Genomic DNA, 16,412 nt, shown 5'->3' with positions numbered 1-16,412 from the left:
AAGAGACAGGTGCGGGTCATGCGGGCTCCTGGGAGGTGGGGGCGGCGACGGCGACACCGTCGAGGACGTGCGAGCGCAGGGCGGCGTCGGCCGGGCCACTGGACCCGGTGCCCGTGCTCCCGGCACCGGACGCGCCGCCTGCTCCACGACGGATGCGGCGCGCGCCAGGTCGAGCCGACCCGACGCGGCCGATCACGACGAGCAGGACGAACCCGAACACGAGCGCGGCGAGCGAGAAGATCGCCGCGACGAACGGGTCCGTCTGCTGGATGAGCACGAGCGCCGTCTGGAAGGTCGTCCGCGACAGGAATGACGCGAGCGTGTACTCGCCGAGCACGACCGTGACGGTGAGGAAGCACGCGGCGAGGATGCCGCGGCGCAGGTTCGGCAGGAGCACCCGCATGACGACCGTCGCCCAGCCTGCCCCGAGTGATCGAGCGGCCTCGGCGAGCACGACGACGTCGACCGTGGTGAGTGCGGTGGCGATGGGCCGGAACGCGAACGGCAGGCTGATCACCCCGATCGCGAAGGCGAGCGTCCACGCACCCGACCCGAGGACCTGCGCGATCACCTGGTACACGGGGACGAACCCGACGACGAGCACGACGGTCGGCACGGTGATCGGCAGGATGCACACGAACTCGAGCGCGCGCCGGAGCCGGGGGTACCGGAGTGTCGTGACGATCTGGGCGGGCAGGAGCACGAACAGGACGATGCCGACGGTGATCGCCGCGATGACGAGCGAGTTCACGAGGCCGTCGAACAGGGGCTGGTACGTGGCCCGGTTGACCGGATCCGCGAGCGCCGTGTAGTGCGACAGTGTCAGCCCGGCCCCCGCACCCTGCCGGAGGGTGAACTGCGCCAGCGCGACGATCGGCACCGCGAACACGAGCCCGACGACGACCAGGACGACGGTACCGACCGTCTTCGAGGGTGCGGGGCCGTACCCGCGTGCCGAGCTCATCGCTGCCACCGCGAGGCGCGACGCTCGAGCGCGGAGTACCCCGCCATCACGGCGACCATGACCACGACCATGCCGAGCGCCAGCACCCCGGCGACGTTCTGCACGCCGACGATGGTCTCGCTCGTGAGTTCCTGGCGGATCGTCAGCGGCACGATGCCGCCCTGGGCGATGAGCGCCGCGGCCGTGGCGTACGACGAGAACGCGTTGGCGAACAGGAGCAACAGGCTGCCCCAGAACGCGGGTGCGAGCACGGGGATCGCGATCCGGCGCCAGTACACGGACCGGGAGGCCCCGAGCGTCGCCGCCGCCTCGCCCCACTGCACGCCGAGGCCCTCGAGCGCCGGCATGAACGTCAAGACCATGAGCGGCACCTGGAAGTAGAGGTACGGCACGACGAGTCCAGCCACCGTGTAGAGGAACGGGCCGTTCGCGTTGATGTCGATCCCGACGCCGCGGAGCCAGACGGTCACGATGCCCTGGACGCCGATCGTGGCGATGAACGCGAAGGCGAGCATGACCCCGCCGAACTGGGCGAGGACGCTCGCCGCGGCGTCGACCATGGACCGGACGAGCCCGTCGGGGCGGAGAGTCGTCAGCGCCCAGCACACAACGGCACCGATGGCCGCGCCGAGCACCGCCGACGCTGCGGACAGCCCGGCCGAACCGGCGAAGGCCTGTAGGACCGCCGGATCGGTGAACGCCCGGAGGTTCGCGAGCGTGGGGACGCCCGCGGCGGTGGAGAACCCGCTGGCGACCGCGATGACCGCGGGAACGGCGAGGAAGAGGAGCACGTAGAGCGCGAACGGGGTGAGACCGAGCCACGCGACGCCGCGGCGCCGAGGTCCTCCCCCGGCGCCGCGGCCTGCGGTGGTCAACCCCCGCGCGGCGCCGTGTGCCTGCGCCGCACGGGGCAGCGTGGTGGTCGTGGTCGCGTCAGCGGTGGCCATGGGTCAGCGGACCGTCGAGGACCACTTGCTGGTCAGCAGGGTGGCCGCGGTCGCCGCCTCCGTGCTCGACAGCTGGACGAGGCTCTTCGGTGCGTCGCCGACCTTCGCCAGGACGGCCTTGTCGACCGTGCCGTTCTTCTCCATCGCGGCGAGCGTGGCGGGGTACGCGCCGGACGCGAGGTACAGGTTCTGCACCTTCGGGCTGTAGATGTACTCCTCCCAGAGGCGCGCGGCCGCCGGGTGCGGCGCGTCGACGTTGATCGCCTGGTTGTAGTAGCTGCCGAGCGCGGTGCCCTTCGGGATCACCGTCTTCCAGTTCGGGTTGCCGGCCGATCCGCCCGCGGGCCCCCACGCGAGGTTGTTGTACGACCACTGCACGACGACCGGGGTCTCACCCGAGTTGACGGTGGCCTGCGTCGGCAGGACGTTGAGCATGTTGCCCGCGGCCTTGAGCTTGCCGAAGTAGTCGATGCCCGGCTGGATGTCCTTCGCCGAGCCGCCGTTCTCGAGCGCGGCGAGGTAGACGGCGCTGGCGGCCTCGTTCGCCTGCGTCGGGTCGCCCTTGATCGCGACCTTGCCCTTGTAGGCGGAGCCGAGCAGCGACTTCATGCTCTTCGGGGCGGTCTTGATGACGGACGAGTCGTACCCGATCGACATGAGGCCGGTGTAGTCGTAGTACCACCCGCCGTCGGCGGCCTTGTCCGCCGTGGGGATGTCCGCCCAGTTCGCGACCTTGTACGGCGCGACGAGGTCGAGGTTCTGGCTGAGGACCGCGGTGCCGATGTCGAAGACGTCGGGGGCGGTGGACTGGCCCTTCTGCGACTTCGCCGCGGAGACCTCGTCGGCGCTCGAGCCGTTCGGGTTCGCAGAGTTGATCGTGATGCCCGGGTACTTCTTCTCGAACCCGGCGATGATCTTGCCGTAGTTGGCCCACGAGGGCGGCAGCGTGATGACGTTGAGCTGTCCCTCCTTGTCGGCCGCCTTGACGAGGGCGTCCATGCCACCGTTCGACGACGCGGACGTCGCCGTCGACCAGTCACCGGAGGCTGAGGCGGATCCGGACGAGTCGGTGGTCGCGGCGCTGCTCGTGGTGGAGCAACCGGTCAGGGCGGCGAGTGCCGCGGCGGCCAGCGCGATGCCGGCGGATGAGCGCTTGGAGAGCACGGGTGTTCCCTTCCTGGGGGCGACCGGCCGTTCACTGTGGGACGGGTGTGGGAGTCGGAACGTGGGGTACCGGCCGCTGGACGAACGTCATCGTGACCCGGGGCGGTGACGCACTCGTGCCCCGTCCGTGAACGGATGGGGAACAGCGCGTGCGTGTCGGGGACCGCGGCCGTCAGACGGGCGCGGGAAGCGCCTCCAGGCCGGCCCACGTGCGGGCCGCGAGCCCGTGCGAGATCGTCATGCCCACGCCACTCGTCACGCTGACGACCGTGAGCCCGGGCGCGGGGTGGGCGACGAGGTACGGCTCGGGCGCGTGCGCGTAGACGCCCATCCAGCGCTGCCGCACCCGGAGCCCTCCGACCCCGAGCAGCGTCGCGACGTCCTGGAGCAGGGTCGCGCTGACGCCCTCGTCGAGGAACGGGTCGAGCGTGAGGTCGTACCGGTGACTGTCCCCGACGACCAGGCTGCCGTCCGGCCGCTGCGTCAGCATGACGTTCGCGTCCATGGCGACGAGGTCCGGTCGTTCGCGCGTGATCTCCTGCCGGAGCACGGTCGCCGCGGCGGTCTCGGCGAACGCGGGGTAGCGGAGCATGCTCGTGCCGGTGAGCACGGCCGGGGTGATCGACAGCCCGGTGGGCGGTTCCACGAGTGCCATCTGCAGGCCGCAGCGACGGATCCCGTGCTGCTCGGCGAGGTCCGGGTACAGCTGGTCGACGTCGTGCCCCACGCAGACGATCGTGCGGTCCGCCCGGACCGTGCCGCGCGAGGTGCGGACGAGGCCGTCCTCCCATCCGAGGTAGGCGGTGCCCCACCGGAACGTGACACCGCGCGACGCGAGCAGTGCGGCGAGCCCCGCGACGGCAGCGCGCGGGTCGACGCGGACGTCGTCACGGAGGAACGCCCCGCCGACGATCGTCGGGTCGCCGACCCCACCGATCCGGTCGACGGTCTCCGGAGCGGCGAGGAGCCGGACCTGACCCGACTCGCGCGACGCGGCCAGCTCCTCCAGGACCGCGAGTTCGGCCCGGCTCCGCGCGACGGCCACCGCGCCGGATGCGACCGCGGGGAAGCGGCCGTCGTGGGCGTGCCGGAGCCACCGCTCACGGGCGGCGAGCGCCAGCTCGAGCATGTCGCCCGACTGCGCCGTCACGCACGCGTGCCCGAAGTTGCGGACCGAGGCGCCGGTGGCCCGGTGGTCGCGCTCGACGACGAGCACCCGGAGCCCCCGGTCGACGGCCTCGGCGGCGTGCGCGAGGCCGATGACCCCGGCCCCGACGACCACCACGTCGTACCGGTCGGGCCGGCCGCCCGAGGCGGTGGAGGCGGTGTCGTGCAGGTCGGGCGTCGTCGTGTCCACGGCCCGATCCTGTCCGCGAGCGCCAGCATCGCAGGACCGTCCGCGGCGGCGTTCACCGACGGTTCATCCCGGCCCTGGCGCGTTCGACTGCCGTTCACGGGCGCGACGACGCCGCGTCGCACCGCTCCCCTACGCTCTGCCCGTGATCAGCGCAGTGGTGTTCGACATGGCCGGGACGACGATCGACGACCGGGGCGCGGTGTACCGAGCCCTGCGATCCGCCGTGGAGGACGCCGGCGCGCCCGTCGCGGACGCGGACCTGCAACGGTGGATGGGCACCGACAAGGAGGAGGCGATCACGGCCCTCCTCGAGCTCGGGGGCGTGCAGCCGACGCCGTCGATCGTGTCCGCGACCTTCCGCGCCTTCCGCGCGACCCTCGACGACCTGTACCGCGCCGACCCGCCCGTACCGATGGCCGGCGTCGAGGCCGCGCTGGCGGACCTCCGGGCGCGGGGCGTCCGGGTCGCGCTCACCACGGGGTTCGACGAACCCGTCGTGGGGTCGCTCCTCGCCTCGCTCGGCTGGACCGTCGGCCGGGGCCCGGCACACACCGTCGACGCGGTCGTGACGACGTCCGACGTCCGGGCCGGCCGCCCTGCGCCGTACATGATCCACCACGCCATGGAGCTGCTCGGCGTGGAGGACGTGCGCCAGGTCCTGGCCGCCGGCGACACCGTCGTCGACGTCCGCGCTGCGCGGAACGCGGGCGTGGTCGCCGTCGGCGTGTGCACCGGCGCCCTGTCCCGCGCGGAGCTCGAGGCCGAACCCCACGACCACGTGCTCGACGGCGTCGCGGACGTGCCCGCGCTGCTCGCCGGCCGGGAGGCCCGGGTCGGCGTCGCCTGAACGCCCCGGTCCCGCGGTGGTCCGGACCGACGACGTCCCCCGATCCGTGAGCGATCTCCCAGCCCTCCCGACGTGACGATCGGCCCGGTCGACACGACTCCCCTGCAGCACCACGGAGTGCGGGTCCGTCCGGACCCACGACAGGGAGGAACACCATGGCCACCACTGCGAGCGCCACCACACCCGCCACGGCCGCGACGGCCACCACGCTGAGCTCGACCGGCACCGGCACGGTCGGCGGCAAGACCGACATCGACAACGCGGTCGTCGCGAAGATCGCCGGCATCGCGGCCCGTGAGGTCCCGGGCGTCTTCGCGCTCGGCGGCGGAGCGGCCCGTGCCATCGGCGCGATCCGCGGCCTGGCGAACAACACCGACCTCAGCCAGGGCATCAGCGTCCAGGTCGGCGAGACCCAGGTCGCGGCCGACGTCGTCATCGTCGCGGAGTACCCGACCGACCTGCAGGCCGTCGCCGACGGTGTCCGCACCGCCGTGGCCGGGGCCATCGAGGACTACGTCGGGCTCCAGGTCACCGAGGTGAACGTCAAGGTCACCGACGTGCACATCCCGACGGCCGACGACGAGCAGCAGGCGTGACGATGACCGCAACGCGTTTCGGGATCCTCGTCGCGGCGACACTCGCGATCGTGTGGATCTGGGCCGGGTTCTGGCCCTTCATCGGTGTCGCGGCCGCGATGGCCATCGGTGCCGTCGTCGGGCGGATCACCGAGGGCAAGCTCGACGTCCGTGCCCTGAGCGACGCCGTCCGCGGGAAGCGGTCGTCCTCGTGACGACCGCCACCGCCACGACCGCGGCGGGTCGGACCTCGACCGGGGTCCGACCCGACCGCACCGACACGCCGGGACGGACCCGGGTCACCGCGCGCGCCCTGTCCCGGGTCGTCGCCGCGCTGACGGCGGAGGAGCTCGACGTGGACGCCGACCACGTCCACGTGGACCTCGAGGACCGAGACGGCGCCCTCGCCGCGATCCTGCGGACGCCGATCGGCGTCCGCGGGCTCGACGCCGACGACGACGCCCCGAGCCTCGTCGAGCGCTGCTCCGCCGCGCAGCGCACGCTGCGCGACCGTGTCCCCGCGCTGACCGGCCGGCACCTCGCGCAGGTCACGCTCCATCTGACCGGCGCGGTCATCCGCGCAGAACGGCGGGTCCGATGAGCACCGACCACCTGCTCCGACGGGTCGCCCGCCGCGAGACGCACTCGTCCAAGGCCGTCCCCGCCGTCGTCACCGCCGTGCTGGTCATCCTGGCCTGCGCGTACGCCGGCAGGGAGGTCGTCCTGGCGATGCTCGGGATGCGGCCGCTGCTCGCCGCCCCGGGTGACATGGGCGCCGCCCTCGTCGCCGCGAGCACGGTGGCCGCCGCCTGGCTCATCGTCGGCGGCGTGGTGGTGGCCCTCATCGGGGTCCTCCTCGTCGTCGTCGCGCTCCGGGCCTCCCGGCGTCCGCGACGCACGCTCCACTCCGACCGCACCGTCGTGGTCGTCGACGACCGCGTGATCGCCTCGGCGCTCGCGCGCCGCGCCGCCGACGCCGCGGGCGTCGACCCCGACGCGACCCTCGTCACCGTCGGGCGCCGGACCGCCGAGGTCCGACTCACGCCCACGAGCGGTCTGCCGGTCGACCGGGAGGCCGTGGTCACCGCCGTCGACGACGAGATCGCCCGCTCCGACGCGCGTCCGCCCCTCCGGTCGCGCACCACCATCGAACGCACCGGGAAGGTGGGCGCATGAACGCCACGAACCGCGCGGCCAACCGGCTGTTCCTCCTCGTCGTCGGCATCGTGCTCGTCGCGCTCGGGCTCGTCGGGGTCCTGCTCGGCGCGGTCCCGGCCGTCACGCACGCCTGGAGCGGTGACGCACCCGGGGTCCGGCGGGGCCTGGACCAGGCGTTCGCCACGACGACGATCCCCGGGACCCGCGCCGACTGGATCGGGATCGCGGTGCTCGTCGCCCTCGCAGTGGTCGTCGCGCTGCTCGTCGTGTTCATCGTCCGTCAGGGCGGCGGCCACACGTCGGTGCTGCTCGAGACCCGCGGCGAGGCGGTGGCATCCGGGCAGGAGGGCGACCGGATCGTCATCGACACCGCGGTCGCTCGTGACCTGCTCGGCGACGCGCTGTCCGGACGCCCGGAACTCGTCACGAGTAGCGTCACCACGTACCGGGTCCGACGCACTCCGGTGCTGCGGATCGCGGCGACGTGCCGGCGCGGGGTCGCCCCGACCGACGCGCAGGCCGTCATCGAGTCGGCACTCCGTCGGCTCGACCGCGCGGTCGGCCACGAGGTCCCCGCGCTCATCGAACTCACCGGCGGCTTCCGCGCACGCATGGCCGCCGCGACCACACGGGTCGACTGACCCGAGGAACGAGGCCCCCGTGTTCGCATTGCTCCGGTACCTGCCGGTCATCATCGGGATCGTCCGCCACGCGCGGCGCGACCCCCAGGTCCAGCGCGCGCTGGCGAAGGCGAAGCAGCGTCGCGCTGCGGCGTCCCGACGCCGCCGCTGACCCCCTGCGGGTCGTCCGTTCACCCGATCCGGCCGACCCGCACGACGATCACGGGGACCGCGAGTCCGACCTGCGTCAGATGCTCCATGACCGCGTCGTGGACCGCGTGGACGACCTCGACGGTCGGCCGGATCCCGTCGACGGCGATCGTCATGGTCACTCCGTCGCGGCTGACCTCGACCGATGCGTCCGCGGCCCCCGCACCCACCAGTCGGCGTGCACCGGCCGCCGCCGCACGGACGACGCCGCGACGGTAGACCTGCTCGACGCCGGGCACCGCGCACACCAGGGTCGCGAGTTCGGCTTCGAGGTCCGGTCGTCCGCTGCCGGTCATCGGTCCGCCTCCTGGCCGTCCCGAGGGACGTGGACGTCGCGCACGACGACGTCGATCCCGGCCACCCGCAGTTCGGTGTGCGCGGCGAGTTCCCGGCCGACCGCCCGGCGCAGGTCCGTCACGGCCGTGGGGACCGACCGCCCCCACACGAGCGACGCGGTGACGCTGACGGTCACGGGAGCGTCGAGTTCGGTGACGTCGCCCACCAGGGAGCACCGTCCGACGACCAACCCGTCCACCCCGTCCGCGGCGCGACGGACGAGCGCACGGATCGCACCCTCGGTGAGCGCAGCGTGTTCGGTGGGTGCCGTGGGCGCGAGCGGCACGTCACGACCGGCCTGGGCCTCTGTCGTGATGGCGGCGATCACGTTCCCGACCCACGAGTCGTCCCGGTCGGACGCGACCCGACCCTCCTCCTCGAGGAGCGCGGTCGACACCGCGCGGAGCCGCGCGATCGCCGCGAGCGCGTTCTGGCACGCGGGCGAGTCGTCGATGGCCGGATCCGGCGGCTCCATGCCGCGGTCGAGGTAGTCGACGAGCTCGTCCACGCTGTGGCCGTCGAGCTGGTCCGGCTCGAGCGCCAGGACGGCGGGGTCGTCGGGCGGCGCTGCATCGGTCATCGCCACGCCTCCATCCGGCTCATCATGGTCCTCCGTGCCCGCGAGAGTAGCCCTCGGACGGTCGACACCGGGACGCCCAGGTCCTCCGCGATCTCCTCGTACGACTCGCCCACGACCTCCTTGAGGAGCCAGCACCGCTGCTGCCGTTCCGGCAGGTCGGCGAGCACCGCGGCCATCGCCTCGGTCGCCGACCGCGCCTCGACGATCCGGTGGGGGGTCGCGTGCTCCTCGGCCGCGACGTCGTCGTCGAGCTCGCCGTGCGGTCGGGAGGCCCGGTGCCGGTCCGCAGCGCGGCGTGCGACGACCCGGAGCAACCACGCACGGATCGCGGACGGGTCCGTCATCGTGGGCAGTTGCCGCCAGGCAGCCACGAAGGCGTCCTGCACGACGTCGTCCACCTCGTCCGTCCGGCCGAGCGCGCGGAACGCGACCGCCCGGAGGAGGGGGCCGTGCCGACGGACCAGGACCTCGAACGCGCGGACGTCCCCGTCTCCGGCGCGTTCGGCGAGGAGTCCGTCATCGACGTCCTCGAGGACGACCGGTCGGGTCACGGGTGCGACGGGATCGAGGGCGTCGGCCATGCACACCCGCTTCCGGTGGTGAGGGGCGAGGCGGACGGGTGCCGCGCCTCCCGGCCGATGCTGCCACCCGTCCCGCGGGTTGTCCGGGCGCCGGGAACCCCGGCGGACGTCGCGGCCTACGGTGGGACGCATGGACGTCACGGAGCTCTGGTTGGTACGGCACGGCGAGTCGACGGCGAACGTCGCGGCGGCGGAGGCCGAGCGGGCCGGGCAGGACCGCATCGTCGTGGACCACCGGGACGCCGACGTGCCGCTCAGCCCGCTCGGCGAGCGGCAGGCACGGGCGCTCGGGGCGGGGCTGACCGACCGGCAGGTCGACGGCGTTCCGTTCGCCGTCTGGGTGTCGTCGTACCACCGCGCGCAGGAGACGATCCGGATCGCCCTCGACACCGCCGAGGTGCCCGCGGTCCTGCAGGTGGACGAACGACTCCGCGACCGCGAGCTCGGCGTGCTCGACCTGCTCACGAGCACCGGGGTGCGCCACCTGTTCCCGGACGAGGCGGAGCGGCGACGCTGGCTCGGCAAGTACTACCACCGGCCTGCGGGCGGCGAGTCCTGGGTGGACGTGATGCTCCGACTCCGCTCCGTCCTGCACGACGTCGACGCGCAGCACGACGCGCAGCGCCTCGTCCTGGCCGCCCACGACGCGGTCGTCATGCTCACGGTCGCGATCTGCACGGGGATGGACGAGGCCGCCCTCCTCGACTTCGCCCGGACCCACACCGTCGCGAACGCGTCGCTCACGCGCCTGACCCGGGACCGCGTCGGCGCCCCCTGGCGGCTCGAGGAGTTCTCCGCCGTCGACCACCTCGACGACCTGGACACGCCCGTCACCGAGCACGAGGGCTCCATCCCCAACCGCGGAAGCGAGGACGCCCATGCCGGCCACTGACCATTCGAAGATCGTCACCCCGAACGTCCTGCGCGACTGGCCGCTGCCCGCTCCGGGCGGCTCGAAGTACGGCCGCGGCCAGGTGGTCGTCGTCGGTGGGGCCGCGCGCACGCCCGGCGCCGCCATGCTCTCCGCGCTCGCCGCGCTCCGCGTCGGGGCCGGGAGGCTCACCCTCGCCATCGCGGAGTCGGTCGCGCCCGACGTCGCCGTCGCCATCCCGGAGTCCGGGGTGGTCCCGCTCGTCGAGGACGACGACGGCCACGTCCGCGGCGACGCGCTCGACGGCGCGGGCGACGACCTGTCCGCCGCGGACGCCGTGCTGCTCGGGCCGGGACTCGACGAGCCGGACGGGACCCGGGAACTGGTGCGGCGCCTCCCGGGCCTGGTCGGTGACGACACCGTGGTCGTGCTCGACGCGTTCGCACTCGGCGTCGCCCCGTCGGTCGCCGAGGACCTCGCGCCGCTCCGGGGGCGGCTCGTCATGACCCCGAACACGTCGGAGGCCGGGCGCCTCCTCGGCCGCGACGTCGACAAGGACGACCTGGCCTCCGACCTCGCCGAGATCGCCGACCGGTTCGGCGCCGTCGTCTCCTGCCAGAGCGTCATCGCCGAACCGGGAGGCACGACCTGGGCCATGGGGACCGGCACCGGTGGTCTCGGCACGAGCGGGAGCGGGGACGTACTGTCCGGCGCGATCGCGGGCCTCGCGGCACGGGGGGCCACCCCCGTCCAGGCGGCCGTGTGGGCGACCCACGTGCACGCGGCGGCCGGGGACCGACTCGCCGTGCAGGTCGGTCCGATGGGCTACCTGGCGAGCGAACTCGTCACGGAGCTGCCGCGGGTGCTCGTGGAGCACGGGGCGTAGCCGGACCGGTCTCCACGAGCCCGGACGCCCGGAGCTCCTCGACGACACGGGCGACGAGGAGCGACGGGTCCGCGCCCTCGGGGGTGCCGAACCGTTCGACCGCGTGCCGCACCAGGGCTTCCAGGGACCGGGGCCGGGCGAGCGCGGTCCACACCGCGGCGCCGACGGCCTGCAGGACGTGGAGTCGGTCCGCGTGCAGGACGAGCACGTCGTCCCCGTCGCCGACCCAGTCCGTGACGGCGGCGCGGCGGACGGACGCCCCGGGATCGGCGAGTCCGGACGACGACGCCTCGGTGACCGCACGGACCGCCCCGAGCGTGGCCGCCGGACGCCCCGACACGCCGGCGAGGACGCCACCGACGACCGGCGCGAGGTCCCGGGCCTCCGCGTACCGGAGCACCCGCAGGCCGCCGGTCGCGTCGACGATGCGCCGGAGCCGCGACAGCGGACGTCCGCGGCGGGACAGGTAGCTGATCTGCCCGAACAGCGGCTCGACGACCTCGGTGACGCGCACGGGTTCGAGCAGCGCCGACGGCAGGGACGGATCGCGGTCGAGCAGCAGCACGGCGGCGAGCCAGGGCGCCGGTCCCGCCGACCGGACGAGACCGGCGACGTCCGGCCCGACCTGCGCCTTCGGCGATCCGGCCCGCACCACCGACAACGGCTTGGGGTACGGCACCACCGTCCCGTCGTCCTGCACGCCGAGCGTCTCGTCCGTGACGTACGCGAAGGTGCGCCCGAGTACCTGCGCGGCCGTCGTCTTGCCGCTGCCGGAGCGTCCGACGAGCGCCACCGTCGCGCCGGTCACGGGATCACACACCGCGGCGGCGTGCAGCAGCAGGAGGTCCGCGGCACGGGCGTCGATCGCGTGCAGGGTGAGCGCCCGCGCCAGCCGGTCACGGAGCGTGTCCACGTCCGCGGCCCGGACGACGATCGATCCGGGCCCGTCCGGGGCCCCGGAGGTGCCGTCCGGGACCGCGGCGGCACCGGGGGCGGGCGCCGGTGCCGCGAGCACGGCGTGCACCGTCGTCGACGTCGCCGACGCGCGGTGCGGGGTCCGGCACCAGGACCAGTCCGCGAGGACGCGATCGCGGCCGTCCTCGTCGAGTCCGTGCAGGCGGAGCGCCACCCGGGCGCCGAGGACGTCGAGGACGATCGGCTCGTCGACGGTCGCGACGCTGAGCGCCCCGAGGGTGGGCCCGGTCACCGCCGGTCTCCCGCACCGGCGAGCGCGCGGTACGCGGACAGCACGGGGCCGAACACCTGCTCGGGTCGGGCGGCGTTGTCGAGATGTCGGGCCGCCGCCGCGAGGGTGCGGTGGATCTCGGCTGGGTCGTCGATCGCGGCGAGCACCCGGTGGGCGACGGTCTCGTCGTCGGCGTCATCGGGCACCACGACCGCGCGGCCGCCGTCGAGGACCCCGGGGGACCCGACCGCAGCGGTCGCGACCACGGGCCGACGGCGGGCGAAGGCCTCGAGCACGACGAGCGGCAGGCCCTCCCAAGCCGAGGTCATGAGGAGCACGTCGGATGCGTCCAGGGCCGCCGTGACGTCGTCGACGGCACCCGGGAACGCGACCGGTGCGCCGAGCACCTGCGCCAGCCACACCACGTCGTCGCGGAGCGGACCGGTGCCGAGCCACGTCGCCCGGATCGGACGGTGCCGGGCCAGGGCCGCGACCACCCGGACGAAGCGGCGGGGGTCCTTCTGCTCGGTGAGGCGACCGACGCCGAGGACCCGGAGCGGGGCGTGGACGTCCCAGGGACGCACCGGCGCGTCCACCAGTGCGGAGGGCACGTTGCCGACGATCGTGACGCGGTCGGCCGGCGTGCCGAGGTCGAGCACCATCCGGCGGACCTGCTCGCTGACGGCGAAGACCCGTTCGCTCCGGAACGAGAGGTGCCGCATCCGTGCGTGGGGCAGGCAGGTGTGCGCGTGCTCGACCACGTGCGCGCCGGTGCCGGCCACCGCGATCCGCGCGAGCAGCGCGCCCCGGCGTTGGTGCGCGTGCACGACGTCCGGTCGGACGGACGCCACCGCGCGGCGGATGCCGAGCAGTTCGGCGAGCGGGCCGGCGCCCGTCACGACGTGGACGTCGGCGCCCGGCGGAACGCGGTCGACCAGGGGCCCCGGACGACCGACGAAGGCGCTCTCGACGCCGCGCCGTCCCGTCCAGGCGGCCAGGTCGAGCGCGACGCGCTGCGCGCCGCCCGCGGTGAAGGCGTCGAGGACGTGGAGCACGCGGAGCCGCCGGTCCGCGTCCGGGCAGTGGTGTGCGCCGGGGTCGGCGCCGAGGTCGGCGCCGGGGTCGGCGCCGCGCGGGAGCAGCCGGTGGGGAGCCGTGCCGGTGGTGGTCATGGCGGGACGGTACGACCGACGGAGTGCGCCACCGTGGCCGGACCGGACGTCGGTCGCCCGCGGGTCCCTGGCGTTCACCCCGGGCGTCGCGTTCCCGGGCTCCGCATCCCGCGTGTCGTCACCCGGGGCAGGCGTGGACGCTCCGGCGGTCGTGGCCGTCGGTGAGGGCGACGACGACGCGGGGGTCTCGAGGACGCCCGCGCGCTCGAGCGCGGCGCGGATGACGGGTGTGAGGTGTTCGACGTACGCCGCGGTGGGGTGCGCCTGGTCCTTCTTGACGAGCAGGTTCCCGACGAACGCCGGGCATGCGCCGTCGTCGTCGCAGAACCACGGGCGCGTGTCGACGAACGACCCGTGCAGCGCCTTCATCAGGACGATCTGGTCCGAGGCCATGGACAACCATGAGGATGCCGACACCGAGCTCACGCAGGCGCTCGGGCCGGCGAAGTTGCTGTAGCAGTCCTCGATGTCCTTGTCGGGCGGCGGCGGGGCGAGCACGACGACGTGGTCCGCAGCGGGGAGGATCTGCTCCAACTCCGCGCGGAACGCCTCGTTCCAGGCGGCCGCGCTCGTCGTCGAGCCCGTGCTGCGGTCGGCTCCGCGGACGACCGTGTTCGCGACGACGACGAGGTCCGGCTCGGTGTCCCGGACGACCTGGACCTCCTTCGCCCGTCGGTCGGCGCAGATGGCGGTCTGCTTCGCGACGTTGCCGACCTCGCGGTCGATGAACGGGCAGGCGTACATCGACGTGATCCGGAGCGACCAGTCCCCCGTCCCGAGGATCGCGGCGAGTGCCGGGACGTAGGCCTGGGCGATGGAGTCCCCCACGAGCACGGCGTGGTGCGGCGCAGCGGGGTCGCCGAACGTGCAGTCGGCGGCCGGGAGCCAAGCGGCCGAGCCGCAGCGCGCCGTGTTGCCGGGCAGGGTCTCGTCGGCGGCACGGGACACCGAGGGCGTCAGGTCGGCCGGCCAGGACCGGGCCCGCAGTGCGGCGGTGATCGCGCGGCTGAGCGCGGCCTGCGCACCGGACGACCCGCCGGACGCGGTGCCGGACGATCCGCCGTCGGCCGCAGCCGCGCCCGCACCGTCCGTGCGGACGTCGACCGCACCCTGGGCGCCGTTCAGGGTCAGGGCGCTGAGCACCACGGCACCGGTGATCGCGATCGCCGTCGCCGACCAGACGAGCCGGGAGGGCCGCCGCCGTCGCCGGGACGCCGCCCGGTCGGCGAGCCACGCGCTCCGGAGCACCGGCCGCTCGACCAGGTGGTACCCGAGCACCGACGTCACCGCGGTGAGCGCGAGCACGCCCGCGACCCACCGGACGTCCGGCCGGTCCTCGCCGAGCACGAACAGCAGGTACGGCCCGAACACGACGACGACGGGGAAGTGCCAGAGGTAGATCGAGTACGACAGGTCGCCGAGGGACCCGGACACCCGATCGGTGAGCGGTGCCCACCGCCGACGGTCCCGCCCGATCCCGGCGGCGAGGACCGCGACGGCACCGAGCACGGGCAGGACGGCGCCGGGCATCGGGAATCCCCGGTCCGCGTCGGTGAGGGCGAGCGCGGTCGCGATCGCGGCGAGTCCGGCCCACGCCAGGACGTGCCGGACGGCCGTCGGCAGGTGCTCGAGTGCGGGCGCGACGACCGCGAGAGCCGCCCCGAGGAGCAGCTCCCACGCCCGGGAGGGCGTCGAGAAGTAGGCGACCGTGGGGGACGCTGCCGTCTCGTACGCCGACCAGGCGACCGACGCGGCGCCGAGCACCGCGACCGCCACGGCCGCCGGCACCGCGGTCCGGCCGGTGCCGACGCCCCGTCGCCGACGCGCGGCGAGGGTCAGCACACCGAGGAGCACCCACGGCCACACGAGGTAGAACTGCTCCTCGACCGACAGGGACCAGAAGTGCTGCAGCGGCGAGGTCGGCCCGTCTGCCTGGAAGTAGTCGGTCCCCGTGGCGGCGAAGTGCCAGTTCGCGACGAGGACGGCCGCCGCGAGTGCGTCCCACCGCACCGTGTCCCACCGTGCCGGACCGAGGACCAGGGCCGTCGCGGCGGCGGTCACGGCGAGCACGAGGACCGCCGCCGGCAGGATGCGCCGGATGCGGTGTCGGGTGAAGCCGACGATCGAGATCGTCCCGGTCCGTCCGTGCTCACGCAGGAGCAACCCGGTGATGAGGAACCCGCTGATCACGAAGAAGACGTCGACCCCGACGAAGCCGCCGCGCGGTGCGTGGAGGGTGTGGTCCGCCACGACGGCGAGCACCGCGACCGCCCGGAGTCCCTGGACGTCGCGTCGCTTCCCTGGTCGATCCGTCACCGCGTCCCCGTCCCTCGTCCCGGGCGACCCCGCTGCCGGTCGCACCCCGCCGATGATCGGTCCCCGCGTCCGGTCCCGAGGGTCAGGGCCACGGCTGTCCGGGACTCCGCCGGTCCCGGTTCGCCTCCGCGGTCACCCGTCCCCGGGGCGGACTCACCTGGCGGCACGCCGCGTCACCCGGTGCGCCGCCTCGGTGCCACCCGCGACGTGCCGGTGAGGGCCTGGACCATGTCGGCGGCAGGAGGGTGACCGCGGCGGTGATCCGGGCCTCCCGGACGGCCGCTGGCCCTCGGGAGGGCGCGAGTGCGGCGCTCCCGGGGCGATAGGAAACGGTGTGCCACCCGTCACCGTCCTCGCCCTGGCCGCGTCCGCCGGGCTCCTGGTCGTCGTCGCGTTCCTCGTGCTCGTGCCGGCGGCCACCGTGCGCGCCTGGGCACTCGTGCTCACGCTCGCGGTCACGGCCGTGGTCGGCAACAACAGTGCGCCGCGCACCGTCTGGGTGCCGGCCTTCGCGCTCTGCGCGGTCGTCCTGCTCGTCGCCGTCGCCCGGGTCGGGGCGGTGTCGGACCTGACCGCGCCGCGCTTCCTCGTCCCGACCGCCCTCTGGGTGTGGATCGGCGTCGGCGCCCTCCTCGCGGGGTC

18 protein-coding genes are annotated in these 16,412 nt (G+C 74.3%); 9 read left to right on the top strand and 9 right to left on the bottom strand.

The window, feature by feature from the left end:
- Positions 1-16 precede the first annotated feature (16 nt).
- The 4 genes from DEI81_RS10695 to DEI81_RS10680 form a co-directional block, all read right to left on the bottom strand.
- Positions 17-964, bottom strand: coding sequence for an ABC transporter permease (locus DEI81_RS10695; protein ID WP_111010717.1), 948 nt, complete (start codon positions 962-964; stop codon positions 17-19).
- Positions 961-1,911: an ABC transporter permease subunit gene (locus tag DEI81_RS10690; RefSeq protein WP_111010700.1), complete on the bottom strand. Its 951-nt coding sequence runs from the start codon at positions 1,909-1,911 to the stop codon at positions 961-963. The genes DEI81_RS10695 and DEI81_RS10690 overlap by 4 nt, the downstream gene beginning before the upstream one ends.
- 3 nt (positions 1,912-1,914) lie before the next feature.
- Complete coding sequence (locus DEI81_RS10685) at positions 1,915-3,075, bottom strand: ABC transporter substrate-binding protein (RefSeq protein WP_111010699.1); 1,161 nt, start codon at positions 3,073-3,075, stop codon at positions 1,915-1,917.
- A 172-nt stretch (positions 3,076-3,247) separates the two neighbouring features.
- The gene (locus tag DEI81_RS10680) at positions 3,248-4,432 is read right to left on the bottom strand and encodes a TIGR03364 family FAD-dependent oxidoreductase (RefSeq protein WP_258368640.1); all 1,185 of its coding nucleotides are present in this window, start codon (positions 4,430-4,432) and stop codon (positions 3,248-3,250) included.
- A gap of 142 nt (positions 4,433-4,574) precedes the next feature.
- Here DEI81_RS10680 and DEI81_RS10675 point away from each other — a divergent pair, with 142 nt between their 5' ends.
- The 7 genes from DEI81_RS10675 (at position 4,575) to DEI81_RS16590 (ending at position 7,804) form a co-directional block, all read left to right on the top strand.
- A complete protein-coding gene (locus DEI81_RS10675) occupies positions 4,575-5,279 on the top strand; it encodes a phosphonatase-like hydrolase (RefSeq protein WP_258368639.1) in 705 nt (234 codons plus the stop codon).
- Between the two features lie 155 nt (positions 5,280-5,434).
- Positions 5,435-5,875, top strand: a complete 441-nt coding sequence (locus DEI81_RS10670; protein ID WP_111010698.1) for an Asp23/Gls24 family envelope stress response protein — start codon at positions 5,435-5,437, stop codon at positions 5,873-5,875.
- Positions 5,876-5,877: 2 nt separating this feature from the next.
- On the top strand, positions 5,878-6,069 hold the full coding sequence (locus tag DEI81_RS10665; RefSeq protein WP_111010714.1) for a hypothetical protein: 192 nt from the start codon (positions 5,878-5,880) through the stop codon (positions 6,067-6,069).
- A complete protein-coding gene (locus DEI81_RS16015) occupies positions 6,066-6,455 on the top strand; it encodes a hypothetical protein (protein WP_146244078.1) in 390 nt (129 codons plus the stop codon). Before DEI81_RS10665 ends, DEI81_RS16015 begins: the two co-directional genes overlap by 4 nt.
- Positions 6,452-7,030, top strand: a complete 579-nt coding sequence (locus tag DEI81_RS10655; RefSeq protein ID WP_111010697.1) for a DUF6286 domain-containing protein — start codon at positions 6,452-6,454, stop codon at positions 7,028-7,030. Before DEI81_RS16015 ends, DEI81_RS10655 begins: the two co-directional genes overlap by 4 nt.
- Positions 7,027-7,653 carry a hypothetical protein gene (locus DEI81_RS10650; protein WP_111010696.1) on the top strand — a complete coding sequence of 209 codons (627 nt, stop codon included), beginning with the start codon at positions 7,027-7,029 and terminating at the stop codon, positions 7,651-7,653. Before DEI81_RS10655 ends, DEI81_RS10650 begins: the two co-directional genes overlap by 4 nt.
- Positions 7,654-7,672: 19 nt before the next feature.
- A complete protein-coding gene (locus DEI81_RS16590; RefSeq protein ID WP_258368637.1) occupies positions 7,673-7,804 on the top strand; it encodes a hypothetical protein in 132 nt (43 codons plus the stop codon).
- Between the two features lie 19 nt (positions 7,805-7,823).
- Here DEI81_RS16590 and DEI81_RS10645 read toward each other — a convergent pair whose 3' ends face one another.
- From DEI81_RS10645 to DEI81_RS10635, 3 genes are read right to left on the bottom strand one after another with little or no spacing between them, the layout of a single operon-like run.
- Complete coding sequence (locus DEI81_RS10645) at positions 7,824-8,138, bottom strand: hypothetical protein (protein WP_111010695.1); 315 nt, start codon at positions 8,136-8,138, stop codon at positions 7,824-7,826.
- Entirely contained in the window at positions 8,135-8,758 is a 624-nt protein-coding gene (locus tag DEI81_RS10640; RefSeq protein WP_146244077.1) for a hypothetical protein, read from the bottom strand. Before DEI81_RS10640 ends, DEI81_RS10645 begins: the two co-directional genes overlap by 4 nt.
- A complete protein-coding gene (locus tag DEI81_RS10635) occupies positions 8,755-9,339 on the bottom strand; it encodes an RNA polymerase sigma factor (RefSeq protein ID WP_111010693.1) in 585 nt (194 codons plus the stop codon). The genes DEI81_RS10640 and DEI81_RS10635 overlap by 4 nt, the downstream gene beginning before the upstream one ends.
- 130 nt (positions 9,340-9,469) lie before the next feature.
- On the opposite strand from DEI81_RS10635, the gene DEI81_RS10630 reads away from it, so the two are divergent.
- Together DEI81_RS10630 and DEI81_RS10625 are read left to right on the top strand one after the other, a co-directional pair.
- Positions 9,470-10,231: a histidine phosphatase family protein gene (locus DEI81_RS10630; RefSeq protein WP_111010692.1), complete on the top strand. Its 762-nt coding sequence runs from the start codon at positions 9,470-9,472 to the stop codon at positions 10,229-10,231.
- Entirely contained in the window at positions 10,218-11,096 is an 879-nt protein-coding gene (locus tag DEI81_RS10625; RefSeq protein WP_111010691.1) for an NAD(P)H-hydrate dehydratase, read from the top strand. Before DEI81_RS10630 ends, DEI81_RS10625 begins: the two co-directional genes overlap by 14 nt.
- On the opposite strand, the gene DEI81_RS10620 is transcribed toward DEI81_RS10625, so the two are convergent.
- Positions 11,056-12,303 carry a PqqD family protein gene (locus DEI81_RS10620; protein WP_111010690.1) on the bottom strand — a complete coding sequence of 416 codons (1,248 nt, stop codon included), beginning with the start codon at positions 12,301-12,303 and terminating at the stop codon, positions 11,056-11,058. The two genes, DEI81_RS10625 and DEI81_RS10620, sit on opposite strands and share 41 nt — an antisense overlap.
- A complete protein-coding gene (locus DEI81_RS10615) occupies positions 12,300-15,770 on the bottom strand; it encodes an acyltransferase family protein (protein ID WP_146244076.1) in 3,471 nt (1,156 codons plus the stop codon). Before DEI81_RS10615 ends, DEI81_RS10620 begins: the two co-directional genes overlap by 4 nt.
- Positions 15,771-16,412: the final 642 nt, after the last annotated feature.

The sequence above is a fragment of the Curtobacterium sp. MCBD17_013 genome (genome assembly GCF_003234565.1).
Classification (GTDB): Bacteria; Actinomycetota; Actinomycetes; order Actinomycetales; family Microbacteriaceae; genus Curtobacterium.
Note: the sequence above shows the minus strand (reverse complement) of the source record. Positions and strands in the feature narration are given on the sequence as shown.